The organism is Bradyrhizobium sp. USDA 4501 (assembly GCF_054062115.1).
In genome coordinates this window covers 6,254,061-6,279,282 of sequence record NZ_JBSSEX010000001.1, presented here as the reverse complement: position 1 = coordinate 6,279,282, position 25,222 = coordinate 6,254,061, and the positions used below count along the sequence as shown (strand labels likewise).

21 protein-coding genes and 3 pseudogenes are annotated in these 25,222 nt (G+C 64.5%); 12 read left to right on the top strand and 12 right to left on the bottom strand.

Translation table 11 applies throughout. The annotated features are described in order from the left end of the window. Window positions 1-121: 121 nt before the first annotated feature. Window positions 122-544: a DUF2946 family protein gene (locus ACVWZM_RS28880; RefSeq protein ID WP_168855849.1), complete on the top strand. Its 423-nt coding sequence runs from the start codon at window positions 122-124 to the stop codon at window positions 542-544. Between the two features lie 122 nt (window positions 545-666). Then, a complete protein-coding gene (locus ACVWZM_RS28875) occupies window positions 667-3,036 on the top strand; it encodes a TonB-dependent receptor (protein WP_456855421.1) in 2,370 nt (789 codons plus the stop codon). A 174-nt stretch (window positions 3,037-3,210) separates the two neighbouring features. Here ACVWZM_RS28875 and ACVWZM_RS28870 read toward each other — a convergent pair whose 3' ends face one another. From ACVWZM_RS28870 to ACVWZM_RS28860, 3 genes are all read right to left on the bottom strand, one after another. After that, window positions 3,211-3,528 (bottom strand): EthD family reductase, encoded by a 318-nt coding sequence (locus ACVWZM_RS28870; RefSeq protein WP_016839733.1) that lies wholly within the window; start codon window positions 3,526-3,528, stop codon window positions 3,211-3,213. Window positions 3,529-3,641: 113 nt separating this feature from the next. After that, window positions 3,642-4,154, bottom strand: coding sequence for a GNAT family N-acetyltransferase (locus ACVWZM_RS28865; protein ID WP_057016974.1), 513 nt, complete (start codon window positions 4,152-4,154; stop codon window positions 3,642-3,644). Window positions 4,155-4,193: 39 nt separating this feature from the next. Continuing rightward, the gene (locus ACVWZM_RS28860; protein ID WP_016839736.1) at window positions 4,194-4,682 is read right to left on the bottom strand and encodes an NUDIX domain-containing protein; all 489 of its coding nucleotides are present in this window, start codon (window positions 4,680-4,682) and stop codon (window positions 4,194-4,196) included. 147 nt (window positions 4,683-4,829) lie between these two features. On the opposite strand from ACVWZM_RS28860, the gene ACVWZM_RS28855 reads away from it, so the two are divergent. Beyond that, window positions 4,830-5,717, top strand: coding sequence for a metallophosphoesterase family protein (locus ACVWZM_RS28855; RefSeq protein WP_456856791.1), 888 nt, complete (start codon window positions 4,830-4,832; stop codon window positions 5,715-5,717). Here the strand turns inward: ACVWZM_RS28855 and ACVWZM_RS28850 are convergent. The 3 genes from ACVWZM_RS28850 to ACVWZM_RS28840 form a co-directional block, all read right to left on the bottom strand. Beyond that, window positions 5,714-6,460, bottom strand: coding sequence for a glycine-rich domain-containing protein (locus ACVWZM_RS28850; RefSeq protein WP_141340522.1), 747 nt, complete (start codon window positions 6,458-6,460; stop codon window positions 5,714-5,716). The genes ACVWZM_RS28855 and ACVWZM_RS28850 overlap by 4 nt on opposite strands. Window positions 6,461-6,481: 21 nt before the next feature. Beyond that, entirely contained in the window at window positions 6,482-7,057 is a 576-nt protein-coding gene (locus ACVWZM_RS28845; protein ID WP_057016972.1) for a hypothetical protein, read from the bottom strand. A gap of 211 nt (window positions 7,058-7,268) precedes the next feature. Then, window positions 7,269-7,478, bottom strand: a complete 210-nt coding sequence (locus ACVWZM_RS28840; RefSeq protein WP_016839740.1) for a DUF4170 domain-containing protein — start codon at window positions 7,476-7,478, stop codon at window positions 7,269-7,271. A gap of 426 nt (window positions 7,479-7,904) precedes the next feature. On the opposite strand from ACVWZM_RS28840, the gene ACVWZM_RS28835 reads away from it, so the two are divergent. Beyond that, the gene (locus ACVWZM_RS28835; protein ID WP_057016971.1) at window positions 7,905-9,347 is read left to right on the top strand and encodes a helix-turn-helix domain-containing protein; all 1,443 of its coding nucleotides are present in this window, start codon (window positions 7,905-7,907) and stop codon (window positions 9,345-9,347) included. A 467-nt stretch (window positions 9,348-9,814) separates the two neighbouring features. Further along, a complete protein-coding gene (locus ACVWZM_RS28830) occupies window positions 9,815-11,068 on the top strand; it encodes a Spy/CpxP family protein refolding chaperone (RefSeq protein WP_057016970.1) in 1,254 nt (417 codons plus the stop codon). A 570-nt stretch (window positions 11,069-11,638) separates the two neighbouring features. On the opposite strand, the gene ACVWZM_RS28825 is transcribed toward ACVWZM_RS28830, so the two are convergent. Beyond that, the gene (locus ACVWZM_RS28825; RefSeq protein WP_057016969.1) at window positions 11,639-11,974 is read right to left on the bottom strand and encodes a GYD domain-containing protein; all 336 of its coding nucleotides are present in this window, start codon (window positions 11,972-11,974) and stop codon (window positions 11,639-11,641) included. Between the two features lie 401 nt (window positions 11,975-12,375). Here ACVWZM_RS28825 and ACVWZM_RS28820 point away from each other — a divergent pair, with 401 nt between their 5' ends. The 3 genes and pseudogenes from ACVWZM_RS28820 to ACVWZM_RS28810 all read left to right on the top strand — a co-directional run bounded on the left by ACVWZM_RS28820 (window position 12,376) and on the right by ACVWZM_RS28810 (window position 16,026). Next, a complete protein-coding gene (locus ACVWZM_RS28820; protein WP_057016967.1) occupies window positions 12,376-13,326 on the top strand; it encodes an aldo/keto reductase in 951 nt (316 codons plus the stop codon). A 133-nt stretch (window positions 13,327-13,459) separates the two neighbouring features. After that, on the top strand, window positions 13,460-14,623 hold the full coding sequence (locus ACVWZM_RS28815; protein WP_057015126.1) for an IS4 family transposase: 1,164 nt from the start codon (window positions 13,460-13,462) through the stop codon (window positions 14,621-14,623). Window positions 14,624-14,866: 243 nt separating this feature from the next. Beyond that, a pseudogene (locus ACVWZM_RS28810) lies at window positions 14,867-16,026 on the top strand (IS4 family transposase). A 73-nt stretch (window positions 16,027-16,099) separates the two neighbouring features. Here ACVWZM_RS28810 and htpX read toward each other — a convergent pair. The 3 genes and pseudogenes from htpX to ACVWZM_RS28795 all read right to left on the bottom strand — a co-directional run. Continuing rightward, on the bottom strand, window positions 16,100-17,029 hold the full coding sequence (htpX, locus tag ACVWZM_RS28805; RefSeq protein WP_456855420.1) for a zinc metalloprotease HtpX: 930 nt from the start codon (window positions 17,027-17,029) through the stop codon (window positions 16,100-16,102). Between the two features lie 220 nt (window positions 17,030-17,249). Then, a pseudogene (locus ACVWZM_RS28800) lies at window positions 17,250-17,856 on the bottom strand (response regulator); the annotation flags it as partial. Between the two features lie 120 nt (window positions 17,857-17,976). Beyond that, a pseudogene (locus ACVWZM_RS28795) lies at window positions 17,977-18,189 on the bottom strand (hybrid sensor histidine kinase/response regulator); the annotation flags it as partial. A gap of 278 nt (window positions 18,190-18,467) precedes the next feature. Here ACVWZM_RS28795 and ACVWZM_RS28790 point away from each other — a divergent pair. From ACVWZM_RS28790 to ACVWZM_RS28775, 4 genes are all read left to right on the top strand, one after another. Continuing rightward, complete coding sequence (locus ACVWZM_RS28790) at window positions 18,468-19,814, top strand: lytic murein transglycosylase (RefSeq protein ID WP_456855419.1); 1,347 nt, start codon at window positions 18,468-18,470, stop codon at window positions 19,812-19,814. Window positions 19,815-20,165: 351 nt separating this feature from the next. Continuing rightward, window positions 20,166-20,669, top strand: coding sequence for a DUF1993 domain-containing protein (locus ACVWZM_RS28785; protein WP_456855418.1), 504 nt, complete (start codon window positions 20,166-20,168; stop codon window positions 20,667-20,669). A 100-nt stretch (window positions 20,670-20,769) separates the two neighbouring features. Beyond that, window positions 20,770-21,630: an SDR family NAD(P)-dependent oxidoreductase gene (locus ACVWZM_RS28780; protein ID WP_168857231.1), complete on the top strand. Its 861-nt coding sequence runs from the start codon at window positions 20,770-20,772 to the stop codon at window positions 21,628-21,630. Between the two features lie 85 nt (window positions 21,631-21,715). Continuing rightward, on the top strand, window positions 21,716-22,819 hold the full coding sequence (locus tag ACVWZM_RS28775; protein ID WP_456855417.1) for an alkene reductase: 1,104 nt from the start codon (window positions 21,716-21,718) through the stop codon (window positions 22,817-22,819). A 209-nt stretch (window positions 22,820-23,028) separates the two neighbouring features. Here the strand turns inward: ACVWZM_RS28775 and ACVWZM_RS28770 are convergent, their stop codons facing one another. Together ACVWZM_RS28770 and ACVWZM_RS28765 are read right to left on the bottom strand one after the other, a co-directional pair. Then, window positions 23,029-24,771, bottom strand: coding sequence for an ABC transporter substrate-binding protein (locus ACVWZM_RS28770; RefSeq protein WP_038382516.1), 1,743 nt, complete (start codon window positions 24,769-24,771; stop codon window positions 23,029-23,031). Between the two features lie 115 nt (window positions 24,772-24,886). After that, window positions 24,887-25,213, bottom strand: a complete 327-nt coding sequence (locus tag ACVWZM_RS28765; protein ID WP_057016960.1) for a DUF2160 domain-containing protein — start codon at window positions 25,211-25,213, stop codon at window positions 24,887-24,889. Window positions 25,214-25,222: the final 9 nt, after the last annotated feature.

The window sequence follows — 25,222 nt, the reverse complement described above, 5'->3', positions numbered from 1 at the left end:
GCAATGCATCGACACGGATTGTCTGAACGCCGGTTGACATCGCGGATGCCATCCGATGTTATAATGTAACATCGGGGCGCTGGGGTGTTGACGCGCTCCCGATTGGGCGGGCGTTATCGGCATGCAGTGGTTCCGGCGACACATCAAGACTGGCTCGCGGCTGGCGCTGTTCGCGCTCGCCGTCCAGTTCATGCTGTCGTTCGGGCATTTCCATCCGATCGCGGCCGCGCAAGCGGCGCCCGCAGTTCAGACCGGGCTGTCGCTGATCGATCTCGCCTATATCGGGACCTCGGCGACGCCGGACCTCGCGGTCCAGGTGACCGGGACCGAGCCGCCCGCCAAGCAAGACAACGACCGGCATCCGGCCGACAATTGCGCAATCTGCGCCGTCATCTCGCTCGCGAGCAGCATGCTGTTCACGGCGCCGCCGGTGCTGTTGCTGCCGGAAGCCGTCGAGCTTCTGTTCCGAACCACCAATGCCGAATTCCTCCATCTGAAGTCGGCGCCTGCGGCCTTTCATTCCCGCGCCCCTCCCCTGTCCTGACATCGACTGGTTGCTGCACGCCCTGAGCGGACGGCCGCGTCACATGCGGCCTGCTCCAGCGGGGCAAATCGGGATCGATCCGTCATTTCGACGGGCCCTGGATCGGGACTTGGATCGGGACAATGACACTTCAGAAGAAACGAGCATTCCACATCGGGAGCGCGAGCTGGCTATTGCTGGGCGCAATGAGTAGCGGCGCGCTGGCCCAGGAGACGCCGACGCAACTGCCTGACATCACCGTGACGGCGCCGAGCCCGATCCAGCGGCACCGGACTGCGCCGACGCGCACGCCGACCCGTGTTGCTCGGGCTGCGCCGAGCCGCAGCCGCGAACGCGCCGCCGCGGTACAACCGGCGCCCGCAGCGGCGGCGCCAGCACCGCAGCAGGGCGTGCTGCCCGTCGTCACCGATCAGTTCGCCACCGTCACCGTGATCCCGAACGAGGAACTGCGGCGCTCCGGCGCCGCCACGCTCGGCGATCTGCTGTTCTCGAAGCCCGGCATCACCGGCTCGAGCTTCGCCCCCGGCGCATCCAGCCGGCCTATTATCCGCGGCCTCGACGTCAACCGCGTCGGCATTGTCGAGAACGGTCTCGGCGGTGGCGGCGCCTCGGATCTTGGCGAAGACCATTTCGTGCCGATCGATCCGCTCTCGACCAATCAGATCGAGGTGGTGCGCGGCCCGGCCGCGCTGCGTTACGGCTCGACCTCGATCGGCGGCGTAGTGAGCGCCACCAACAACCGCATCCCCGATGCGATGCCGACCTGCACGGCGGCGCCGTTCCAATCCTACGGGCTGCCGGTGAAGGCGCCGCTGGCCGATGCCGGCGGCCCGGGTTGCCTCAATGTCGAGACCCGCACGTCGGTGAGCTCGGTCAATCGCGGCGTCGACGGCGGCATGCTGCTGGACGCCGGCGGCAACAATGTCGCCGTGCATGCCGACGTCTATGGCCGCACCACCAGCGGCTACAGCATTCCGAGCTACCCTTATCTGTTCGTCCCGGGCCAGCCGTTTAATGGACGCCAGCCGAACTCCGCGACGCAGTCGGACGGCGCGTCAGTCGGCGCCTCCTATTTCTTCCAGGGCGGCTTTATCGGCGCGGCGATCACCCAGAACGACTCGCTCTACCACATCCCCGGTATCGACGGCGCCGATCACCAGACCCGGATCGACGCGCACCAGACCAAGATCGCGGTCAAGGGCGAGTACCGGCCCGATGCCGCGGCGATCGACGCCGTGCGGTTCTGGGTCGGCGCGACCGACTATCGCCACAACGAGATTGGCCTTGCCGATCCGGCCGATCCATTGAGCGACGGCGTGAGACAGACCTTCACCAGCAAGGAGCAGGAGGCGCGCGTCGAGGTGCAGATGATGCCGTTCAACGCGCGCTTCGCCACCGTGACCACGGCATTCGGCCTGCAGGGTGGGCACCAGGAGCTGACCGCCCCGAGTCCGGACGATCCGACCAGCCCGCTCAACGGATTATGGGACCCCAACAAGAACAACAGGGTCGCCGGTTACGTGTTCAACGAGCTGAAGTTCACCGACACCACCAAAGCACAGATTGCCGGGCGGATCGAACACGTCGATCTTTCCGGCACAACGCCGGCCTTCATTCCCCCCGTGTTCGACGTGGCCACCGACCCCGCAAGCATCGGTCCAGCGACACCGCAAAATCCCAGTTTCACACCCAAGAGCGGCAGCATCGGCTTGATCCAGAATCTGCCATGGGATCTGGTAGCAAGCGCGACCGCCCAATACGTCGAACGCGCGCCGAAACCGGCCGAGCTCTTCTCGCGCGGCCCACACGATGCGACTGCCACGTTCGACATCGGCAATCCCAATCTCGGCATCGAAACCGCAAAATCGATCGAGATCGGACTACGGCGGGCGACCGGACCGCTGCGGTTCGAACTCACCGGCTACTACACCAGGTTCGACGGCTTCATATTCCGCCGGCTGACGGGCAACACGTGTGACGAGAGCGCGTGCCAGCTCGGCCCCGGCCTCGAACTGAACCAGGCGCGCTACTCGCAGCGCGACGCGATCTTCCGCGGCGCCGAGTTCCAGAGCCAGCTCGACATCGGCCCGCTCAACGGCGGCATCTGGGGCATCGAGAACCAGTTCGACGTGGTGCGCGCGACCTTCACCGACGGCACCAACGTGCCGCGGATTCCACCGGTGCGGCTTGGCGGCGGCTTCTATTGGCGCGACAGCAACTGGCTGACCCGCATCAATCTGGTGCACGCCTTCGCGCAGAACGACATCGCTGTCATCGGCGAGACCCCGACCGCGGGCTACAATCTCCTCAACGCGGAGATCACCTACAACACCAAGCTGAATTCGTCATGGATCGGCGCACGCGAGATGACGCTTGGTCTGGTCGGCAACAACCTGCTCAACCAGAACATCCGCAACTCCGTTTCTTATACCAAGGACGAGGTGCTGATGCCGGGCCTCGGCATACGGGCGTTCGCCAATCTGAAGTTCTGAGCCAAGGTCATCCCTCTGCCGCCAGCGGCAGAGGGATTTATCGCGTAGCCCGGATGGAGCGCAACGCAATCCGGGAGACTGCTCCCGCGGTGAGACTGATCCCGGATTTCGCTTCGCTTCATCCGGGCTACGAGCGTCTCTGAGGGAGCCGCGTAACCTGCTCGGTCTGGACGATCAGTGGCCGACGACGACTTCGCTGATCTGGATCACCGGCTGCAGATCGGTGTAGTTCGGGATATCGCCCATGATCTCCTGGGCGTGCTTGCCCATGCCGGCCGCGAAGGCCTCAACCGAGTCGCAGAAGATGTGGCACATTCCGACATAGGTTGCGGGTTGCCCCGGTGCGCCGCCGGCGAGACCCTTGTCGACGGTGTAGTATTTGCACGCGTCGCCGAGGCGCGCCTTCACCAGCGGCATGTGCTTGTCGCGATAATAGTCGTGATCAAAGCGTGCGCCTGGATTGTTCGGATACATCACACTGACTTTGATCATGGCGCGCACTCTCCCTGTTGATATGACATGCGCCGGTCTTGTCCCGGCGCTTGCCTCAACTGTGCTTCAGTTTCCGATGGTGCGCAACCGTTCCGGCACCGCTCGCGCGGATGTCAGATCGCCTTGCTCCAGTCCGGCAGGATTGGCCCGGACACGCCCTCGGCCGCGCCGTCGACCAGTTCCATGACAAGCAGGCGACTGTAATCGACCGGGCCGGGCATGGTCATCCGCCCCTTCGGGACCGGCTTGAAGCCGACCCGCGCGTAGTATGGCTCGTCGCCGACCAGCACGATCAGCCGATGGCCCTTGGCGCGGGCGTCGTTGATCGCACGCTCGAGCAGCGCACGGCCGACGCCGCGGCTGCGGAACGGCGGCTCGACCGTCAACGGCCCAAGCATCAGGGCCGGCGTATCGCCGATCGTGACCGGCAGCTGGCGCACCGAGCCGACCAGCAGCGTGCCGATCCGCGCCGTGAAGGAGACATCGAGCAAATGATCGACATGCTCGCGCAGCCGGTAGGCGCTGAGCACGAAGCGGCCAGGCCCGAAGGTGCGCTCGTGCAGACGCTCGATCGCCTGGGCGTCTTTCGGGGTCTCGGGCAGGATGGTCAGGGACAATTCGGTCATTGTGGGGCGCGGGATAGCATCTGGCGCGGGCGCGGTCCATCACCGCCATGTCGCCGTCGGCGGCTTGCCCTCGAGCACCTCCGCGATCCGCAGCCGCGTGCCCGGGGTGGTCTCGTCAGGCAGATCAGCCGGATCGAAGAAGCCGCAGGCCACGATCTCGCGATTCGGCTCCGGCAGGCGGTCCTGCCGGTAGTTCCTGACGACGTAGACCGCGACATGATCGCGCGGCGAGACGTGGCTGTTGTGGAAGATGCCGTGCAGCACCGGCTCGCCCTTGAGCTCGATCCGCCCCTCCTCCTCCAATTCGCGCCGCAGCGACTCGATAAAACTTTCGCCGACCTCGACCCCGCCGCCAGGCAGATACCAGCCATGGACGTAGCTGTGCTTGACCAGGAACACCCTGTTGTCGGCATCGAGCACGACGGCACGGACCCCGAGCGTCATGCTGCGGACGAGCCGCCAGTAGAAATGAAACACCCATCTGATCTGCGGCTCGTAGCGCTTGCGTAAATCGAGCAGGACCGTCACTGAACCCTCGACATCATGGTGTTTGATCCGTGCTTTGATCCTTGCGCGCCTGCGCAGCTCTTGCCAATACAGGGCAGGACGTTCGGGATAGCACGACATGACCGGCTGCCGGCCACTTTTCGCGGACAATCCGAAGGGAATCGCATGATGGCGGCGTTCCGCCTCGCGCATCTGTCGGACCCGCATCTGCCGCCGCTGCCGGCGGCGCGGCTGCGCGATCTCGCCGGCAAGCGCGCCTTCGGCTATCTGAACTGGACGCGCAACCGTCACAAATATCACCGCCGCGACGTGCTCGACGCGCTGGTGTCGGACATGCAGGCGCAGCAGCCGGACCACATTGCCGTGACCGGCGACCTGGTCAATCTGGCACTGGATGCCGAGTTCAATCCGGCCCGGCAATGGCTGGAGGGGGTAGGTTCGCCTGCCGACGTCACCGTGGTCCCCGGCAACCACGACGCCTATGTGCGCGCGACCCGGCATCGCTTCGTCAGTCACTTCGGCGACTATCTGCGCGGCGACGCCGACGGCGCGGCAACGCATTTTCCGTTCGTGCGCCGCCGCGGGCCGCTGGCGCTGATCGGCGTCTCCTCGGCGGTGCCGACCCCGCCGCTGATGGCGACCGGCTGGCTCGGCCATCCTCAGCTCGATGCGCTCGATGCGATTCTCGCGCAGCTGTCGCGGGAGGACGCCTTCCGCGTCCTCCTGGTGCATCACCCGCTGCACTCCGACGGCCGCGCCAAGCGGCTGACCGACTCGCATCAGCTGCTGGCGCTGCTCAGGCGCCACGGCGTCGAGCTGGTGCTGCATGGCCACGACCACATCCATTCGACGATGTGGCTCGACGGCCCGGAACGGAAGATCCCGGCGATCGGCGTGCCGTCGGCATCGGCGCTGGCGCGCAAGCACTATCCGGCGGCGGCCTACAATTTGTTCACGATCGAGCGTGACGGCAATGCGTGGCGCTGCGAGCAGACCGTGCGCGGGCTCGGCGAGCACGCCGGCATTCGCGAATTGAAGCAAGCACGACTTTCCTAATCGCCGCCCCCGCCGCCGCCACACCCACCGCCGCAGCCGCCTCCGCTGTCGCCGCCACCACCACCGCCGTCACCGCCATCGCCGCCGCCACTCCCGTCGCTGCCGGCATCGCCGAAGCCGGCTGACGATCCGTCGATCGAGGAGTCGGAGAAATCGCCGCCGCAATAGGGACTGCTGCCACCGATGCCGCTGCGGCGCAGCGCCTCGCAGTCGGTGTGATAGATGAAGCCGTTCGCGATGTTCAGCTTGGCGTCGAGCGCGAACAGCAGCGGCAGCCGGGTCGGCCTGACCGGATCGATGTTCTCGTATTTGCAGCAGTACCACCAGACCCGGCGCAGCCCCTCATTGCTCCTGCGCCGCTCCTTCACCAGGACGACCGCGGGGGTGTGATGCAGGAAGCCGCCGAAGGCGCGGCGGCAGAACGCGTCGTATTCGCGGGTGTAGAGGATGAATTCGTGCCAGAGGTCGTCGGCCGCTTGCGAGGGCATCGAGACGTAACGCTTGCCGCTCATCAGATAGGCGAGGAAGAACTGCCGCAGGCCGCGCGAGACCAGCGCGCTGTCCTTGCGGGTGAAGCCGGGGTGACGCTTCTCGAGCCGCGCCAACAGGCCCGCCGGCCAGTGAAAGGTGCGGATGTATTCGGCACGCCGCAACGTTTGCCACTTGCCGAACAGCACGGCGCTGCCGACCACCGCGGCCGCCGCCAGGACGCCGAAAAATGCCGAGGCGGGTGTTATGACCACGATGCCCCGCCCCTTGAGCGGCTAGAAGTTTTGCAAGCTCGCATACAGCGCGAGACCGAACAGCGCGAGCGCGCCCATGACGAAGCCGAACACGAACATGCCGATCCCGCCGCGGCGCCTCGGCGTCACCACCGGGACGGGCGGCGGCGCCGGCGGCTCGGCAACCGGAAGCGGCGTTGCCACCATCGCATGCTCGCGCTCGATCAGGCGGCGCGCGACATAGTCGGTGACGGCATCGACGATCGCGGCCACGTCATGCGATTCGGCGAGCACGATGCGGCCGAACCTCGTGTCCTGCACGAAGCGGTAGATCCGCTTGTCGCGCCCCATCAGCACATGCGCGACGACGTCGATCCACAGCCGCGGCGTCTCGCCCTGGCTGATGCCGCGGTCGAACAGATCGACCTTGTCCGGCACCTGCGCGAACAGCGGATCGAGCGCATCGTTGAGGATCTCGAGCCGCGCCACCTCGGCGTCGCGCAACTCGACGACGACACCGGTGCGATCGGCCGCCTCGATCCGCGCCCGTCGCAACGCCTCTCGCAGCGTCGGCCGCATCTCGCGCGCCTCGCTGCCGGTGTTCTGCGGATCGGACATGCCTTGCGGTCTCGTGGTGACGGGTTTCCTGCGCATTAACCTATCAGCAACCAAGATGTCCGCAAAGGGCGTTGGTTCCCAAGCACTTAGGCCGCCACTTATCCCCAGATCAAAGATACCTGACGCTGTCCCAAAAGCGGTCGACCCCACCCGGATGAACCGGATGGGGCCGCCGTCCTTGGACGTTTTCTTAGCTCTGAAATTCTGGCGCTCAGGCCGAAACCCGCGACGGCTCCTCGACGATGGAGAAGCGCACGCCGGCCTTGTGGCGGCTCTCTTCCGAAACTTCCTTCCAGCACTCTTCGGCTTCCTTGCGGGTCTTGAACGGACCGCGGACCTGGGCCGAGCCTTCGACGAGCTTGTGGAAGTTCATCGACCCGAACTCTCCGCCGATCACCCAGAAATTGCTGCCCTTGCTCATCGTCAGTCTCCTTCAAAAAATCGGGCTGCCTTTGCCCAGCCGCCTGCACCTTGATCTCCGCAATCTGCTCATATCGACATTCTTGACAGAGTATTGCGAATTGCGTGTCAGGAGATAAACGCGAAAACGCGAAGTTCGTACAGATGCCTTGTTTTTTATTGGTGATGTCATGTAACATCCGAACTTGTAATAAATGTCGACTTGTAAATTTTGTCACAAAATAGGTCAGGAAGCCTGCCATGCCCGCCGGTTTTTCTTCTCCCTCTCCCCGTTCTTACGGGGAGAGAATTGGGGTGAGGGGCTGTCTCCGCAGCGAGACTCGCGGAGGGTCCCCCTCACCCGGATCGCATCTAGCGATGCGATCCGGCCTCTCCCCGCGCGCGGGGCGAGGCGGTCAGAATTTGCTGCGGCAAGCGAGACCAACCCGTGCCCGGTGAATCCGGAAAGAAGCTGTTCGTCGGTCCGCGCTTCCGGCGGATCCGCCAGCAATTGGGGCTGTCGCAGACCCAGATCGCCGAGGGGCTCGGCATCTCGCCCTCCTACATCAACCTGATCGAGCGCAACCAGCGCCCGGTGACGGCGCAGATCCTGCTGCGGCTGGCCGAGACCTACGACCTCGACTTGCGCGACCTCGCCACCGCCGACGAGGACCGCTTCTTCGCGGAACTCAACGAGATCTTCTCCGATCCCCTGTTCCGCCAGATCGACCTGCCGAAGCAGGAGCTGCGGGACCTCGCCGAACTCTGCCCCGGCGTGACGCACGCGCTGCAGCGGCTCTACGCCGCCTACACCGAGGCGCGCCGCGGCGAGACGCTGGTGGCGGCGCAGATGGCCGACCGCGAAGGCTCGCAATTCGACGCCAATCCGATCGAGCGGGTGCGCGACCTGATCGAAGCCAACCGCAACTATTTTCCGGAGCTCGAGACCGCCGCGGAGAATTTGCGCGACGAGCTCAACGTGCCGACCGAAGGCCTGTTTACGGCGCTGACCACGCGCCTCCGCGAAAAACATTCGATTTTGACTCGCGTGATGCCGGTCGACGTGATGCGCGAGACGCTGCGCCGTTTCGATCGGCATCGCCGGCAGCTCTTGATCTCCGAACTGGTCGACAGCTCCGGCCGCAGCTTCCAGCTTGCGCTGCAGATCGGCTTTGTCGAGTGCGGCGCTTCGATCGACGCCATCGTCAGCCGCGCCGGTCCGCTCGACGATACCGCGCGCCGGCTCTACCGCATCACGCTCGCCAATTACTTCGCAGCCGCCGCGATGATGCCTTATCAGGCGTTTCATTCCGCAGCCGAAGCCTTGAGCTACGACGTCCATGTGCTGGCGCAGCGCTTCAACGCCGGCTTCGAGCAGGTCTGCCACCGCCTCACCACGCTGCAACGGCCGAACGCGCGCGGCGTGCCGTTCTTCCTGCTCCGCGTCGACAATGCCGGCAACGTGTCGAAGCGGTTCTCCTCGGGCACCTTTCCGTTCTCCAAGTTCGGCGGCACCTGCCCGCTCTGGAACGTGCACTCGACCTTCGACATGCCGGACCGCCTGCTCAGCCAGGTGATCGAATTGCCGGACGGCACGCGCTACTTCTCGATCGCGCAGATGGTGCGCCGGCCGGTGGCGCCCTACCCGCAGCCGCAGCCGCGCTTTGCGATCGGGCTCGGCTGCGAGATCCGTCATGCAGCCAAGCTCGTCTATGCCACCGGCATGGATCTGGAGAAGGTCGAGGGCACCCCGATCGGCGTCAACTGCCGGCTTTGCGAGCGCGAGAATTGCAGCCAGCGCGCCGAGCCGCCGATCACGCGCACCCTGATCCTGGACGAGACCACGCGGCGCGTGTCCTCGTTCGCGTTCTCGAATGCGCGGGAGTTGTGAGCCAAGGATCAATCCACCGATCAATCCACCGCGGCAAAGGCCTTGCACCAGCCGTCCTTGCTGATCGCACCTTCGACCACCTTGCAGCCATCGGGTGCGACGAACAGCGAGCACATCTCCTGCACGAGGCGCTGGTCCGGCGCGGCGCCTGGCCGCCGAAAACGGAGGAGGATTCGACCGAGGACGACGTGCGCTAAAGCATGATCCGGAAAAGTGCGAAGCGGCTTTCCCTCGCGACAACGCGTTTGCGCGAATCACACACCAAACTAAAGCGCGATGACGATTCGACCCAGCGCGTGTACTCGACGCGACTAATCCGTTGACGTCGTCACCTGACCGCAGGTTCACCCAATGAAAACGGCGGGAGGAACTTTCGGTTCCGCTGCGAGTCATATTTGTGACGCGATGTGGCCTGGACCGCCAAGGAAGAGACCGAGGGAGAGATCATGTCAAAGTCCCGCCTTGGAATGGCTGCGGCCGGCGTTGCAATTGGCGTTCTGGGAGCGCTGCCGAGCGCGGCCGAGGCGGGCTTCCGCCTGCGCGTTGGCGGCCCCGTGAGTGTCGCGCGCTTCGCGATGGCCGGCGTGCTGTCGGTCGCAGGTCGCCGCCACGCACGCATGGCGGCGCGCCACAGCCGCGTCCGCATGGCTGCTCTAAGACCGCAAGATCTTCGCCCCGCCGCCGAGTCGATCGGCCCGAGTGAGCGCGCGCAGCTCACTGCCGTCGCCGCGCTGGCCGGCTGGCAGGGCGGCCGAGCTGCGCAAGGCTGGTGGCAGCACTCCGACGGTTCATACGGCTGGGTCGGTCCGCTCTTCTGGCCGTTTGCCTACAGCGATCTCTATGACTACGCGCTTCTCAATGATGGCAGCGGCTTCTGGGCCTATGGCTACGGCGATCTCTACGCCGCGATCTTCTCGCCTTACGCTGCGAGCGATCTCTCAGCGTTTGCGGCCGAGCGCCCCGCCGGGAGGCGGCATCGCAAAGCGCCCTCGGTGCAGGAATTCTGTAGCGGCGACACCGCCGAGACGACCGGCCTTCCCCTCGAGCGGATCGGCCTGGCGGTCGCGGCGAACGAGGCGCAGCGCGCAGCCTTCGACGAGCTCGCGAGCGCCTGGATTTCCGCCGGCAACACCATCCGCGCTTCCTGTACAGCACAGACCGCAACCACCGCGCTGGAGCGATTCGCGGCCATGCAGAGCCGCGTCAACGCGATGCTGAGCGCAGTTGCGACCGTTATGCCGCCATTTCAAAAATTCTACGATCTCCTAAGCGATGAACAGAAGGCCCAGCTCAACACGCCCGAACGCGACCGCCGCGCCAACGCTGCGGCCGCGAAGCTGAAGGAGATGCAGGACGCCGCCTGCCAGGCGAGCCGTGAACCGCAAGACGAGCAACAGGCCGAAAAGCAATACCGCCAGCTCGTCGCCCAGCAATGGCCCCTCGACGACATCGTCGCCAGCCTGAAACTGAACGATACGCAACGCGCCGCGCTCGAAGTGGTGCAGGATACCACGATGGGCACCATGGAAGCCTTAAACCCATGCCCGCCAAAGGACGCGCTCACCCCACCGGCCCGCCTTAAGGCCGCGAAGGCGCGGTTGGAAGCGATGAGAGAGGCGATCATCAGCGTGAACGACGCGGTCGACGATTTCCGTTGGAACCTGAGTGACGAGCAGAAGACGCAGTTCGAGGGGCTCGGTCTGAAGAAGCGGGGGGTGTGATTTTTCCATCCCCAAGCGGCGCTGGTCGGCCAAGGCGATACTTCGCATCCCCTGTCGCATTTGCTAGTCGTCCGCTAAGAAGAGCTGGACATGCGAGCATGCGTTATAGGGGCGGGCTCTAAGTAGTTCGGTCGCGCGACCGAGACGCCGTTCAACATGAACTTTGAGGCCCGCCCCTAGTCAACTGAACTTCTTTGGATGTTGCTTATTGGCCCAAGGCCGACATACGGCGATGTCGGCCTCAACGTCAGCTTCCGAGATCAAAGCGGACGCGAAGAATTCATGAGTACACGCCCTGATCTCATCGCGCCTTAGCGCGTACTGCGCTCGTCTTGCTGAAGCGGAGGCCGAGCGAGGCGGCGGACGTCATGCGACGGCACAACCGGCCGGGGCTGTGGCCGGCATGCACGTAGCCAGGACATCCGCCTGAGCTAGTGCCCATTCCGTTGACGCCCCGGATCAGCGGCGCGCAACGGCCCTCGCCTCCGCGCGGGACGCCAGCAAGCGCCGCCGCGCGAGAGTGACACCGGCCATCAGATCAATCTGCGCCGTTTTGGATCGCTCGGCCTGCTAGCCACCGGGCGGCGTGTAGGCGGCCTTGAGCTTGGTCGCGTGCTGACGCACCACCTTGATCTCGTCCTGGGTAAAGAGCCGGACCAGCCGCACGTTCTGCATGGCGCCGGCCGCAACCACCACGCCGCTGACCGCAGGCGCGAAGCTCGGATCCGGCACGTCGAAGATCACCATCACGCCGGGGCCATCGGTCGCCGTGCTGTACATCGAAATCAGTTTCCCGCCGGCGGCCTCAATCAACTTCTTCGCGGCCTCGTATCGATTCGTCGTCGGGTTTTCCATGATGTTGTTCAGGGAACGCGGGGTGTATTCACCAGAGAAGCAGAAATGCATGGCAATCGCTCCGTTTGGTTGGAATGAAAAAAACATTCACCCAGGCGCGCGGCCCGGGCAGAGCATTTCGTACTGAAAAATGAGAAGAAATGGCCTGCCGATGGCCAGTCGCGCTGCCGCTCATTCTCCGGATTTCGGCGCAACCGGTGGCAGCTCGCCGCGCAATCTACATCAGACCCGCGGCAAATAAAATCGCGTTTCTGCTCTGCGACGAAATCTCTCCTTGGTCGATGCGGCACTGAAGGGCAGCGCGCCTGACCCGACCGACGAACGCGATCCATCCGAGCCCGCCGAGTGACGCGTCGGCGCCCGCTAGGCGGTGGCGGGACAACGCCTTGCAAACAAGGGCGATCTGCCTCAGTGTTCGGCGCCCGCCATCAAGAACAAGCGAAAGAAAACTCATGAAGCATCGCGCGCTCGGCCGCTCCGGCCTCACTGTCCCTCCCCTGTGCTTCGGCTGCAATGTATTCGGCTGGACCGTGGACGAGACGTCGTCGTTTCGCCTGCTCGACACCGTGCTCGATCAGGGGCTGACATTCCTGGATACGGCGGATGTCTATTCACGCTGGGTGCCGGGCCACAGCGGCGGCGAATCCGAGACCATCATCGGCAAATGGATGAAGGCGCGCGGCAACCGCAACCGCGTCATCCTCGCCACCAAGGTCGGCATGGACATGGGAGGCGGCAATGTCGGGCTGAAGCCGGACTACATCGCGCGCGCCGTCGAGGATTCGCTGCGGCGGCTACAGACCGATTTCATCGATCTCTACCAGTCCCACAAGGACGATGAGACGACACCGCAGGAAGAGACGCTCGCGGCCTACAACAAGCTGATCAAGGCCGGCAAGGTCAGGGCCATCGGCGCCTCGAACTTCTCGGCGGAGCGGCTCCAGAGTGCGCTCGACATTGCCAAGGCGAACGGGTTGCCGCGCTATGAGAGCATGCAGCCCGAATACAGCCTCGCCGAGCGCTCGAGCTACGAAGGCGCGCTGCAACGCGTCTGCGAGGCGAACGACGTCGGCGTGATCACGTTCTTCTCGCTCGCCGCAGGATTTTTGACCGGCAAATATCGCTCGGAGAGCGACTTCGCCAAGAGCCCCCGCGGTGCACGCAGCATCCCAAAATACATGAACCCGCGCGGCATGCGCATCCTGGCCGGTCTTGACGAGGTCGCCGCGGAAACCCGCGCCGAGCCGGCCGCGGTCGCGCTCGCCTGGCTGATGGCAAAACCCTCCGTCACCGCGCCGATTGCCAGCGCTACCAGGCCCGAGCAGGTCGCAACGCTGGTCGCGGCGACCGAACTTGAGCTGAGCAAGGATCAGGTCGAACGGCTGGACGCCGCGAGCGCGTAGCAGCTGCCTTCACTTCACCTCGCCCCGCGTGCGGCAGGGGTGTCCGGGGAATGATTCACTGTGTCGCGGTGCATGCTCGGCAGGACCGAGGCAAATCGGTCTTTTCTGGTTGTCGAGACACAGAGGGCCGAGCATGCGATATCGCGGTAGCATTTTTGGAAGGCTGCTTGAACCGATCAATCGACGGCAGTTTCAGACGGTTGTGGATCGTCTGGACGGGGATGCCTACGACAAGTCGTTCAGGAGCTGGGATCATCTGGTGGCGCTGATCTATGCCCAGCTTAGCGGCAACAGCAGTCTGCGCGGGGTAGTGACTGGCTTCAACGCCAATTCGCAGCATCACTATCACTTGGGAACCGGCAAGCTGTCGCGCTCGACGTTGTCCGATGCCAATGCCCGCCGTCCGATCGGCATTTTCGCGCAAACCTTTGCGGCGCTGTCGGCGATGGCGCGTCGCCAGCTGCGGAGTGAAGGCATGGAGATGGTGCGTCTGATCGACGCCAGTCCGATCCCGCTCGGCAAGGTCTGCAGTTGGGCGACGTGGAACGGCCGCATCCGCGGCATGAAGCTGCATGTCGTCTACGACCCAAGGAGCGATGTCCCGACCTGCGTCGAGATGACGGCCGCGAACGTCAATGACATCGAGATCGGCCGACAGACCCCAATCCAGCCCGCCACCACCTATGTGTTTGACAAGGGCTATTGCCGTTTCGACTGGTGGCAGAAGATCAATGATAGCAAGGCTTTCTTCGTTACCCGGGCGAAGACGAGCATCCGTCTTCGCTCGCTCAGGCATCGCGCCATCCGCAAGCGTAACGGGGATGGCTTCGAAATCCTTGCCGATGACGAGGTGAAGCTCACCAGCAAGGGCGATTCGCGCCTTCCAATCCCGCTCCGCCGCATCAAGATCAGACGCGAGAAAGGCGGCAAGATCACACTCCTGACCAACGACCTTGCCCGTAGCGCCGTCGAGATCGCCGCCCTCTACAAGAGCAGATGGCAAATCGAGCTGCTGTTCCGCTGGATCAAGCAGCATCTCGATATTCGCAAGTTCCTCGGCGCCAACGACAACGCGATCCGCCTTCAGGTGCTCGCTGCGATGATTGCCTACCTGCTGCTGCGCATCGCCGCTCACACCAACTGCATCAAAATGCTCCCGCTCAGGTTCGCCGAACTCGTCGGCCAGCTCCTGCTCACGCGTCGATCCCTCGCTGCCATCGACAAACCTCCGCCCATCAACCCCAGCCGTCGGAAATCAACCATCTCACCTGACCAGATGGAGCTCCGCTATGCCTGAATTTCCCCGGACACCCCTGCGCGTGCGGGGAGAGGTCGGAACGCATCGCTAGATGCGTTCCGGGTGAGGGGGAGCTTCCGCGAGTGCAGCTATCGCCGTATTTGCGGAGACAGCCCCTCACCCCAACCCTCTCCCCTAAGAACGCAGGGGTGTCCGGGGAATGATTCACTGTGTCGCGGTGCATGCTCGGCAGGACCGAGGCAAATCGGTCTTTTCTGGTTGTCGAGACACAGAGGGCCGAGCATGCGATATCGCGGTAGCATTTTTGGAAGGCTGCTTGAACCGATCAATCGACGGCAGTTCAGACGGTTGTGGATCGTCTGGACGGGGATGCCTACGACAAGTCGTTCAGGAGCTGGGATCTGGTGGCGCTGATCTATGCCCAGCTTAGCGGCAACAGCAGTCTGCGCGGGGTGGTGACTGGCTTCAACGCCAATTCGCAGCATCACTATCACTTGGGAACCGGCAAGCTGTCGCGCTCGACGTTGTCCGATGCCAATGCCCGCCGTCCGATCGGCCTTTTCGCGCAAACCTTTGCGGCGCTGTCGGCGATGGCGCGTCGCCAGCTGCGGAGTGAAGGCATGGAGATGGTGCGTCTGATCGACGCCAGTCCGATCCCGCTCGGCAAGGTCTGCAGTTGGGCGACGTGGAACGGCCGCATCCGCGGCATGAAGCTGCATGTCGTCTACGACCCAAGGAGCGATGTCCCGACCTGCGTCGAGATGACGGCCGCGAACGTCAATGACATCGAGATCGGCCGACAGACCCCAATCCAGCCCGCCACCACCTATGTGTTTGACAAGGGCTATTGCCGTTTCGACTGGTGGCAGAAGATCAATGATAGCAAGGCTTTCTTCGTTACCCGGGCGAAGACGAGCATCCGTCTTCGCTCGCTCAGGCATCGCGCCATCCGCAAGCGTAACGGGGATGGCTTCGAAATCCTTGCCGATGACGAGGTGAAGCTCACCAGCAAGGGCGATTCGCGCCTTCCAATCCCGCTCCGCCGCATCAAGATCAGACGCGAGAAAGGCGGCAAGATCACACTCCTGACCAACGACCTTGCCCGTAGCGCCGTCGAGATCGCCGCCCTCTACAAGAGCAGATGGCAAATCGAGCTGCTGTTCCGCTGGATCAAGCAGCATCTCGATATTCGCAAGTTCCTCGGCGCCAACGACAACGCGATCCGCCTTCAGGTGCTCGCTGCGATGATTGCCTACCTGCTGCTGCGCATCGCCGCTCACACCAACTGCATCAAAATGCTCCCGCTCAGGTTCGCCGAACTCGTCGGCCAGCTCCTGCTCACGCGTCGATCCCTCGCTGCCATCGACAAACCTCCGCCCACCAACCCCAGCCGTCGGAAATCAACCATCTCACCTGACCAGATGGAGCTCCGCTATGCCTGAATTTCCCCGGACACCCCTGCTAAGAACGGGGCGAGGGAGCACACCGCCTTCGCGGCTACGGCTTGGTCTCACCCTACCCCCACGGGCCGCGCTGGCCGGATCCGCCCCACGGGCTGCGCGGCGGATAGCTTCCACCGGCCGGGCGCGGCGCGGTCTGGGTGCCGAGCTCGGCGGCGAGCTGCTGCAGCGCGGCGATGCGGTTCGCGGTCGAGGGGTGGGTCGCGAACAGGTTGTCGACGCCGTGGCCCGACAGCGGGTTGATGATGAACATGTGCGCGGTGGCCGGATTGCGCTCGGCCTCCATGTTCGGCACCTGATGCGCGGCGTTCTCGATCTTCGCGAGCGCGGAGGCAAGCCACATCGGCTGACCGACGATGCGCGCGCCATAATTATCGGCGGCGTATTCGCGGGTGCGGCTGATCGCCATCTGCACCAGCATGGCGCCGAGCGGCGCCAGGACCATCATCGTGATCGAGCCGACAATGCCGGGGCCGTTGTTGTTGCGGTTGCCGCCGAAGAACATACCGAACTGCGCCAGCATCGAGATCGCGCCGGCGATCGTCGCCGTGATCGTCATGGTGAGCGTGTCGTGATGCTTGATATGCGCAAGCTCATGCGCGATCACGCCGGCAAGCTCCTCGCGGCTGAGTTGCTGCATCAGGCCCGTGGTGACGGCGACCGCCGCGTTCTCCGGGTTGCGGCCGGTCGCGAACGCATTGGGCTGCGCCTCGTCCATCAGGAATACGCGCGGCATCGGGAGAGCGGCGCGCTGTGCGAGCTCGGCGACGAGATTGTAGAGTTCGGGCGCCGAGCCCGCATCGACCTGATGGGCGCCGTACATCGACAGCACCATGCGATCGGAATTCCAGTAGGTGAACAGATTTGTCGCAGCCGCGACCATCAGCGCGATCACGGCGCCGGTGCCGCCGCCGATCAGATAGCCGACCCCCATGAACAGGGCGGTGAGGCCGGCAAGCAGGAGCGCGGTGCGGAAATAGTTCATCGTTGTTCCCTCACGGCGAGCGGAATGCTGCCACAACTGACGCCGCTGAGGTAGGGACTTTGCCGCAGAAGCCGCAAGGGGAACCAGTGCGTCGCAGCGACGCGGCGCGGGTTAATGATTGGTCATGTGCGGCGCCGTCCGTAGCCCGCATGAGCGAAGCGACATGCGGGGTAAGACCGGTCCCGCATGTCGCTTCGCTCATGCGGGCTACGATCTCTCGCTACGCCGCCGGCTCCTGTGCAATCACCGCCCCCTCCTCGCGCAGCGCGACGCGCAACATGCGGGCGAGCTCGGCGCGGCTGTAGGGTTTTGCCAGGAACAGGATGCCCTGCTCGAGCTTGCCGTCCTGATCGATGGCGTCATCGGTATAGCCCGAGTGAAGAGGACGCGCAGGCCCGGGCGGCGCTTCCGCGCCTCGGTGGCGAGGTCGCGTCCGTTCATCGCGCCCGGCATGATGACGTCGGTGAACACAGATCGATCGGCGCGCCGCTGTCGAGCACGGCAAGGGCTTCGCTCCCGTTATTGGCCGACAGCGTGGTCGGCTGCAGCGGCTGCTTGCGCGCGAAGGCGAGCAGATGCCGCGTCAGCGATGCGCCGCGCTCGGCGGCGTCGCGGATCAGCGCGGTGATCTCCGTGGGCTGGCGGTTGTGAGTGACCGCCTCGGCCAGGATGTCGATCGTGCCGGTGATGACGGTGAGGATGTTGTTGAAGTCGTGCGCAATGCCGCCGGTGAGCTGGCCGACCGCTTCCATCTTCTGCGCCTGGCGGATCTTGCTCTCATTGGCCTCGGCCTCGCGAAGGCGCTCGAGCAGGAATTCCGATCGCTGGCGCTGCCGTCCCTCCTCGGCGAGCGCGACATGGGCCTCGCGCAACTGCTCTTCGGTCGGGATCGCGAGGATCCGCGGGATCAGCGGCCAGAGCAGCACTGCGGTGAAGATCGAGGCGACAGCGGTTAGCGCCTTGAGCAGGCCCTCGAGACCGTAGATCGGCACCCACAGCGTGTAGATCGAGAACACATGGGTGAGGCCGCAGGCGAGGATAAACGTGGCGAACGGCCAGGCCATCCAGCCGAACTGGAAATCGCGCCGCTTGGAGACGAGGATCGCCAGCGCGAACGGGATCGAGAAATACGAAGCGGCAATGATCGCGTCTGAAATCACGTGGAGCCAGATCAGCTCCGGGCTCCCACAGCAGGCAGATGCCGTGCGGCGAAAACGTCGACGAATCCAAAAGACGCTCGAGAAAACTCCACATGGGTCCCTCCGGGCGTGATCGATCCGCCGACACCCCTGCGCGCGAATCACCGGCCGATCATAGCGGCCGCGGCTCAACCTACCTCAGCCCAATTGGTCTAACGGCGCTACCCCCGTTGTTGCCCGGTGTCGCCCTGGTGTATGCAGATTGGGCTTCAATTCCCCTTTTCCAGCCGGTGACATCGATGCCAGCCTCTCCCCTCCGCGCCCGGATCATGATCGCAGCGATCGCGGGGGCGCTGGCGCTCTCCACCCTCGCCTCGGCGCAGCAGCCGTTGCCCAGCCCCTTGAATCCCGCGCCAGTCAGGCCGCGCCCGGCCGCCGTCGCCTCGCCGCGCGCAGCGTCCTGCCACAACGGGCAAAACTTCGATCGCTTCCTCGCCGAGCTGAAGCAGAAGGCGGTCGCCGCCGGCGTCTCGCAGCGCACGATCGCGGAGACCGCCCCCTACCTGATCTACGACCAGGGCATCGTCAACCGCGACCGCGGCCAGCGCGTATTCGGGCAGATCTTCACCCAGTTCGCCGGCCGCATGGCCGCGAACTATCGCATGCAGCAGGGCCAGCAATACATCCGGACCTATGCCGCCGCGTTCGCGCGCGCCGAGAAGGAATATGGCGTGCCGCCGGCGGTGATCGCCGCGTTCTGGGGACTGGAGAGCGATTTCGGCGTCCAGATGGGCAATTTGCCGACGCTGAAATCGCTGGTGTCGCTGGCCTATGATTGCCGCCGCTCCGAGATGTTCCAGGGCGAGACCATCGCCGCACTGAAGATCATCGAGCGCGGCGACCTGACGCCCGACGAGATGATCGGCTCATGGGCCGGCGAGCTCGGCCAGACGCAATTCTTGCCGACGCATTATTTCAACTACGCGGTCGACTATGACGGCGACGGCCACCGCAATCTCCTGCAAAGCGGCCCCGACGTGATCGGCTCGACCGCGAACTACATCGCCACCGGATTGAAATGGCGGCGCGGCGAGCCGTGGCTGCAGGAGGTGCGCGTGCCGCAGGCGGCAAATTTCCCGTGGGACCAGGCCGACCTCACCATCAAGCTGCCGCGATCGAAATGGGTATCGCTTGGCGTCAGCTTGACCGACGGCAAGCCATTGCCGAATGACGAGATGCCGGCCTCGCTCCTGCTGCCGATGGGCCGGATGGGTCCGGCGTTCCTCGCCTATGCGAATTTCGCCGCCTACACCGAGTGGAACAACTCGCTGATCTATTCGACCACCGCCGGCTATCTCGCCGGCCGCATCGCGGGCGCACCGCCGCTGCAGCGGCCGCACGGTCCGGTCGCGCAATTGCCGTTCAATGAGATCAAGGAGCTGCAGGGACTGCTCGCGCGCGCCGGCTACGACGTCGGCAAGATCGACGGCGTGCTCGGACAGGCAAGCCGCAGTGCGGTGAAGGCGATGCAGATGAAGTACGGCCTGCCGGCGGATTCCTGGCCGACCGCGGAGCTCCTGGCGCGCATGCGCGGCGGGCCCCGCACCCAGCCGGCCGCCGATGCCGCGGCACCGGGGATGCGGTAGAGCGAACGCCCATTTTCCGTAGCCCGGATGCAGCGCAGCGAAATCCGGGACAAGCCCCGATGCGTCTCCCCGGATTGCGCTGCGCTCCATCCGGGCTACGCAGACTCTGGCGATCCGTCATCCTGAGGTGCGAGCGGAGCGAGCCTCGAAGGATGAATCGGCCACACTGGGGCCGTGCATCCTTCGAGACGCGCTTCGCGCTCCTCGGGATGACGGGATCAAGAATGCCGCCCGCGGGAAATATTTGACCAAGTGTTACAGCCGCCCGCAGTTGTATTCTTCCCCTTGCCGCCCCACTTGCAGCATCGCCGTTCGGTAACATCCGGATTTCATCAGAACAGGGAGCATCACATGTCCTTTCATGACGCCGTCGTCCCCGCCTACCTGCAGATCCTCAACAGCCTCACCGGCGAGCTGACCAAGGCCGAGGCGCATTGCGAAGCGAAGAAGATCGCGCCCGAGGTGCTGCTGGGATCGCGGCTCTATCCCGACATGCTGCCGCTGACCAAGCAGGTGCAACTTGTCTGCGATCACGCCGCACGGGGCTGCGCGCGGCTGACCCATAGCGAAGTGCCGTCGACGCCCGACACCGAGAAGAGCATCGGTGAGCTGAAGCAGCGGCTCGCCAAGACGATCGACTATGTGAAGTCGTTCAAGCCGGCGCAGTTCAACGGCGCCGACGCCAGGGACGTCACCTTCCCGATCGGCCCCGATCGCACGATGACCTTGAAGGGCCAGCAATTCCTCAGCGCGTTCTCGTTCCCGAACTTCTATTTCCACGCCGTGACCGCGCACGACATCCTGCGCCACAACGGCGTCGAGATCGGCAAGCGCGATTTCCTCGGCGTCAGCTGACGCGCTTCGGCGATCCATATTCCCCGCGACGGGATTTTCGCTTCACGCCCTCGCCCGTGCTACTGCTCCCTGACAACAACAAGACGTCAGGGAGCACGCCATGTCGACCACAACCCACGCACCGAAAGCCATCGATCCGTCCGCTTCGCTGCATGCCGAAGCGCTTGGACTGGCGAAGAACCACGGCCGCCTCGCCGGGCGGCGCATCATCGTGGTCGGCGCGGGACAGCGCACAACCGTGGATGAAGCGCCGCCGATCGGCAACGGCCGCGCCATGAGCGTGCTGTTCGCGCGCGAGGGCGCGTCGGTCGCCTGCCTCGACGTCAACAAGGACGCGGCCGACGACACCGTCGCGCAGATCACCAAGGAAGGCGGCAAGGCCCTCACCGATGTGGTCGACGTCTCCGATGTCGCGGCGATCGCGCCCGCGGTCGAACGCTGCGCGCAGAAGCTCGGCGGGCTCGACGGGTTGGCGCTCAATGTCGGCATCTCCTCCGGCCTGTCGCTGCCCAAGATGACGGCCGAAGCCTGGGACCGCGACTATGCCGTCAATGTGCGTAGCCACATGCTGTTCGCGCAGAAGGCGCTGGAGGTGATGGCGCCGGGCGGCGCGATCATCCTGATCTCCTCAATGGCGAGCCAGCGCGCCGGCGGCCGCAACCCGGCCTATGAATCCTCCAAGGCGGCGCAGATCGCGCTGGGGCGGGCGATCGCGCGGGCCGGCGAGGACAAGGGCATTCGCTGCAATGTGATCGCGCCCGGCTTCATGGACACGCCGATGGGGCGCGACGCCAGCCGCAGGCGATCGGACCGCGCCGTGACAGTGCCTTTCGGCCGCCAGGGCACCGGCTGGGAGGTCGCCTATACTGCGCTGTTCCTGATTTCGAATGAATCCTCCTACGTCAACGCGCACACCCTGTTCCTCGATGCCGGCCACATGGGCGGAATTGTGCGCGGCTAGTCTGCGGAGCGCGAATGCCTCGGGCATTGCGCTCGTCGCGGCAATGCACAATTGTCCTTCATCAGTCATTCTCTGGAACATTTACATGAGCCAATCGACCAAACTTCTCGAGCCCTACAAGCTCGGCGCGCTGACGCTGCCGAACCGCCTGGTGATGGCGCCACTGACGCGCAACCGCGCGGTGCCGCCCGGCATGGTGCCGAGCCCGCTCGCGGTGGACTATTACGGCCAGCGCGCCTCCGCCGGCCTTCTGATCACCGAGGCGAGCCAGGTCTCGCAGCAGGGCCAGGGCTATCAGGACACGCCCGGCATCTATTCGAAGGAACAGGTCGAGGGCTGGCGCAAGGTCACCGATCGGGTGCATGAGCGCGGCGGCCGCATCTTCATCCAGCTCTGGCATGTCGGCCGCATCTCGCATGTCGCACTGCAGCCGAACGGCGGCGCACCGGTGGCGCCGAGCGCGATCAAAGCCAAGACCAAGACCTTCGTGAACGGCACGTTTGCCGACGTGTCCGAGCCACGCGCGCTCGAATTGTCGGAAATTCCCGGGATCATCGAGGACTTCAAGCGAGGCACGGCGAATGCGCTGGCGGCCGGCTTCGACGGCGTCGAGATCCATGGCGCCAACGGCTATCTGCTCGACCAGTTCGCCCGCGACGGCACCAACAAGCGCACCGACGCTTATGGCGGCGGAATCGAGAACCGCGCCCAGCTGATGCTGGACGTGTCCAAGGCGGTCGCCACCGAGGCCGGCGCAGATCGCACCGGCATCCGGATCTCGCCGGTGACGCCGGCCAACGACATCACCGACTCCAATCCGCAAGCGCTGTTCGACTACATCGTCGAACAGCTCAGTGCGCTGAAGCTGACCTATCTCCACGTCGTCGAGGGCGCAACCGGCGGCCCACGCGATATCGCGCCGTTCGACTACGCCTCGCTGCGCAAGCGCTTCAAGCAGGCCTATGTCGCCAACAACGGCTACGATTTCGCGCTAGCGGAGAAAGTGCTGGAGGCCGGCGCAGCCGACCTGATCGCGTTCGGCAAGCCATTCATCTCCAACCCCGACCTGGTCGAGCGGCTCAAGACCGGCGCGCCGCTCAACGAGTGGGACAAGGCGACCTTCTACGGCGGCGGCGCCAAGGGCTACACGGATTATCCGACGCTGAAGGCGACCGAGGCGGCGGAGTAGGGAGCGCTCCTCTCTCCACATCGTCATTCCGGGGCGATGCGACGCATCGAACCCGGATTCTCGAGATTCCCCGGTGCGCAGTTGCGCACCTGAGGTCTGGTGCTTGCGCACCATCCCGGAATGACCTGGCAATCAGCAAAAAGGCCGGGATCGCTCCCGGCCTTTCGTCGTCTTCGGATGGCGTGGGCTGGTACGCCTTTGCTTGCGCCTTACTTCGCTTCGGCGCGCTTCGGCGGGTTGGCCGGCCACGACTTGATCAGCGTGTCGTAGTCGATCGTCTCGCCCTTCGGCTTCTCGTTCGCGAGCTTGCGCTGCGGAGCGATGGTGCCGTCCTTCTCGGCCTTCTTGTACCAGAACTCGGCGGATTCCTTCTTGTTCAGCTTCGGTCCGCAGGCGCCCTGCACACCGGACTTCTCAAGACGCTCCATCACCGAATCCTGGGCCGCGGCCAGCGCGTCCATCGCCTGCTGCGGCGTCTTGGTACCGGACGACGCATCGCCGATGTTCTGCCACCACAGCTGCGCGAGCTTCGGATAATCGGGCACGTTGTTGCCGGTCGGGGTCCACTGCACGCGCGCGGGCGAGCGGTAGAACTCGATCAGGCCGCCGAGCTTCGGCGCACGCTCGGTGAACGACTTGTCCCAGATATCGGACTCACGGATGAAAGTGAGACCGACATGGCTCTTCTTTAGCGACACCGACTTGGAGATGATGAACTGCAGATAGAGCCAGGCTGCCTTGCGGCGATCCGGCGGGGTCGACTTCAGAAGCGTCACGGAGCCGGCGTCCTGATAGCCGAGCTTCATGCCTTCCTTCCAGTAAGCGCCGTGCGGCGACGGAGCCATACGCCACTTCGGCGTACCGTCCGCGTTCATCACGGCGATGCCCGGCTTCACCATGTCGGCGGTGAAGGCGGTGTACCAGAACATCTGCTGGGCGATGTTGCCCTGCGCCGGCACCGGACCTGCTTCCGAGAAGGTCATGCCCTGGGCCTGCGGCGGGGCATACTTCTTCAGCCAGTCGAGATATTTGGTGATCGAGTAGACCGCGGCCGGGCCGTTGGTGTCGCCACCACGCTCGACCGAGGAGCCGACCGGACGGCAGCCTTCCATGCGGATACCCCACTCGTCGACCGGCAGGCCGTTCGGGATACCCTTGTCGCCGTTGCCGGCCATCGACAGCCAGGCGTCGGTGAACCGCCAGCCGAGCGAGGGATCCTTCTTGCCATAGTCCATATGGCCGTAGACCTTGACGCCGTTGATCTCCTTGATGTCGTTGGTGAAGAACTCGGCGATGTCTTCATAGGCCGACCAGTTCACGGGCACGCCGAGCTCGTAGCCATACTTGGCCTTGAACTTGGCCTTGTACTCGGGGTTGGTGAACCAGTCGTAGCGGAACCAGTAGAGGTTCGCGAACTGCTGGTCGGGCAGCTGATACAGCTTGCCGTCCGGCGCCGTGGTGAACGACTTGCCGATGAAGTCGTCGACGTCGAGCATCGGGTCGGTGACCTCCTTGCCCTCACCCTTCATGTAGTCCGACAGGATGATGGTCTGGCCGTAGCGGAAGTGGGTGCCGATCAGGTCGGAATCGTTGATCCAGCCGTCATAGACGTTCTTGCCCGACTGCATCTGGGTTTGCAGCTTCTCGACGACGTCACCTTCCTGGATGATGTCGTGCTTGAGCTTGATGCCGGTCAGTTCGGAGAACGCCTTGGCCAGCGTCTGCGATTCATATTCGTGCGTCGTGATCGTTTCCGAGACGACGTTGATCTCCATGCCCTTGAAGGGTTCGGCGGCCTTGGCGAACCACTCGAGCTCCTTCTTCTGGTCTTCCTTCGACAGCGTCGAGGGCTGGAATTCCGCGATCCACTTCTGGATCACGGCATCGTCGGCGGCGCGGGCCGGCGTGGCGACCGCGAGCGAAGCCGCGATCAGCGCGGCGGCGCTGGTCATAGTCAAAAGACTATCCTTTGTCGTTCTCAAATGTCGCATTATGATTCCTCCGGTTGCAGCGACAAACAAAACCCCAGGCCCGGGTTGACCCCGGATCTGCTCTTCTTCGCTTTCGTCAGACGGTGCGAAAGATCGCCACGGCTGAAAGAAGCGAAATCAGCGTTGCGAGCCACAGGCTCGAAATTTCCACGCCCTCGCCGATCGGCAGGGTGAGGATCGGATCGGTGCCTACGAGGCCGATCCACAACAGGTGGATCACCGCCGCCAGCACCAGCGAAATGAACAAACGATCGCCGCGCGTGGTCGGGATGCGCAGCACGCCGACCCGCTCGGCCTCGGGATAAACCGCCGCGAGCCAGGTCATCACGCCGAGCGTCGAGGCCAGCAGCACGAAGAAGATCGCGGTCGGCAGCGTCCAGGCCATCCATGCGATGGATTCCATGATCGCCTC

Excerpts from the sequence above, each read along its gene's own strand:
- ACVWZM_RS28785 (WP_456855418.1), top strand. The coding sequence starts at position 20,166 with ATGTCCTTTCATGACGCCGTCGTCCCCGCCTACCTGCAGATCCTCAAC.
- ACVWZM_RS28855 (WP_456856791.1), top strand. The coding sequence starts at position 4,830 with ATGGCGGCGTTCCGCCTCGCGCATCTGTCGGACCCGCATCTGCCGCCG.
- ACVWZM_RS28780 (WP_168857231.1), top strand. The coding sequence starts at position 20,770 with ATGTCGACCACAACCCACGCACCGAAAGCCATCGATCCGTCCGCTTCG.
- ACVWZM_RS28790 (WP_456855419.1), top strand. The coding sequence starts at position 18,468 with ATGCCAGCCTCTCCCCTCCGCGCCCGGATCATGATCGCAGCGATCGCG.
- ACVWZM_RS28830 (WP_057016970.1), top strand. The coding sequence starts at position 9,815 with ATGGCTGCGGCCGGCGTTGCAATTGGCGTTCTGGGAGCGCTGCCGAGC.
- ACVWZM_RS28815 (WP_057015126.1), top strand. The coding sequence starts at position 13,460 with ATGCGATATCGCGGTAGCATTTTTGGAAGGCTGCTTGAACCGATCAAT.
- ACVWZM_RS28865 (WP_057016974.1), bottom strand. The coding sequence starts at position 4,154 with ATGACCGAATTGTCCCTGACCATCCTGCCCGAGACCCCGAAAGACGCC.
- htpX (WP_456855420.1), bottom strand. The coding sequence starts at position 17,029 with ATGAACTATTTCCGCACCGCGCTCCTGCTTGCCGGCCTCACCGCCCTG.
- ACVWZM_RS28775 (WP_456855417.1), top strand. The coding sequence starts at position 21,716 with ATGAGCCAATCGACCAAACTTCTCGAGCCCTACAAGCTCGGCGCGCTG.
- ACVWZM_RS28880 (WP_168855849.1), top strand. The coding sequence starts at position 122 with ATGCAGTGGTTCCGGCGACACATCAAGACTGGCTCGCGGCTGGCGCTG.
- ACVWZM_RS28765 (WP_057016960.1), bottom strand. The coding sequence starts at position 25,213 with ATGGAATCCATCGCATGGATGGCCTGGACGCTGCCGACCGCGATCTTC.
- ACVWZM_RS28820 (WP_057016967.1), top strand. The coding sequence starts at position 12,376 with ATGAAGCATCGCGCGCTCGGCCGCTCCGGCCTCACTGTCCCTCCCCTG.
- ACVWZM_RS28875 (WP_456855421.1), top strand. The coding sequence starts at position 667 with ATGACACTTCAGAAGAAACGAGCATTCCACATCGGGAGCGCGAGCTGG.
- ACVWZM_RS28845 (WP_057016972.1), bottom strand. The coding sequence starts at position 7,057 with ATGTCCGATCCGCAGAACACCGGCAGCGAGGCGCGCGAGATGCGGCCG.
- ACVWZM_RS28840 (WP_016839740.1), bottom strand. The coding sequence starts at position 7,478 with ATGAGCAAGGGCAGCAATTTCTGGGTGATCGGCGGAGAGTTCGGGTCG.
- ACVWZM_RS28770 (WP_038382516.1), bottom strand. The coding sequence starts at position 24,771 with ATGACCAGCGCCGCCGCGCTGATCGCGGCTTCGCTCGCGGTCGCCACG.
- ACVWZM_RS28870 (WP_016839733.1), bottom strand. The coding sequence starts at position 3,528 with ATGATCAAAGTCAGTGTGATGTATCCGAACAATCCAGGCGCACGCTTT.
- ACVWZM_RS28825 (WP_057016969.1), bottom strand. The coding sequence starts at position 11,974 with ATGCATTTCTGCTTCTCTGGTGAATACACCCCGCGTTCCCTGAACAAC.